This is a genomic window from Streptomyces sp. NPDC127092, assembly GCF_042722475.1.
GTDB lineage: Bacteria > Actinomycetota > Actinomycetes > Streptomycetales > Streptomycetaceae > Streptomyces.
This window is the reverse complement of the sequence record NZ_JBHXFE010000174.1, coordinates 891-1,841: the sequence shown is the minus strand read 5'-3', so window position 1 is coordinate 1,841 and position 951 is coordinate 891. Positions and strand designations below refer to the sequence as shown.

The following is a 951-nucleotide window of genomic DNA, read 5'->3' as shown; positions in this document are numbered from 1 at the left end:
CATCCCTGGCGACGTCAGCACCGCCATCGCGACCGCGATGTCACGTTCCTCGAACGCCCGCCCGGCCACCGCCGCCGATTTCGGCCAACAACTTCGCGACGCCGCACGTCGACACGATCGCCCGGTCGGCGAGCTGCCGACACTCCCCACCAACGTCTCACCGCTCGACACCAGACCCCCAGAGTTCACTATCGCGGGGATTCCGACAGAATCATCGCCGCAACCTTCCATACTCGAACCGACCCCGCCGCGAACTACTCCACCGCCCTCACCTGCGTCAAACCCGCGCGGTATAGCAGGCAAGTCCGGCAACCTTCCTCTGGAACTCACGAGCTTCATCGGTCGCAGGAAGGAACTCACCCAGGCTAAGAAGCTGTTGTCGTCGTCCCGATTGGTTACCTTCACCGGTATCGGCGGAGTGGGCAAAACCCGTCTCGCTCTTCGTCTCGCCGATAGCTCACGGCGGGCGTTCAGCAATGGCGTATGGCTTATAGAGTTGGGCGAGGTTCGCGACCCGATGCTGGTGATCGGTACGGTATCCACCACCCTCGGCATCCGGAGGCAAACCGCAGACCCCCCACTTGAAGTGCTCACCAACTACCTCGCCACTAAACAACTTCTCCTGGTCCTTGACAACTGTGAACACCTTGTGGAATCCGTTGCTGGCCTAGCGGAAACACTCCTTCAGTGGTGCCCCGATCTGAAACTCCTTGCAACTAGCCGTGAACCACTGGGTACTCACGGTGAAGTAGTAATGCGGGTGCCGCCACTGACGATGCCGAGCGAAGCACGCCCATCATCAATCCACGGTCTTCCCACCTACGAGTCAGTCAGCCTGTTCGTCGAACGGGCCACCTCTGCCGTACCCGATTTCCAGCTGACCGAACACAACGAAGCCGCGGTGGTAGAGATACGTCGGCAACTCGGCGGACTGCCGCTCGCAATCGAGCT

The 951-nt window shown here is 60.9% G+C and carries 1 protein-coding gene; it reads left to right on the top strand.

The window, feature by feature from the left end; all coding sequences use genetic code 11:
* Positions 1–37: 37 nt before the first annotated feature.
* Positions 38–951: ATP-binding protein (locus tag ACFWJO_RS38515; protein ID WP_386872848.1), on the top strand; the 914-nt coding region annotated here is incomplete at its 3' end.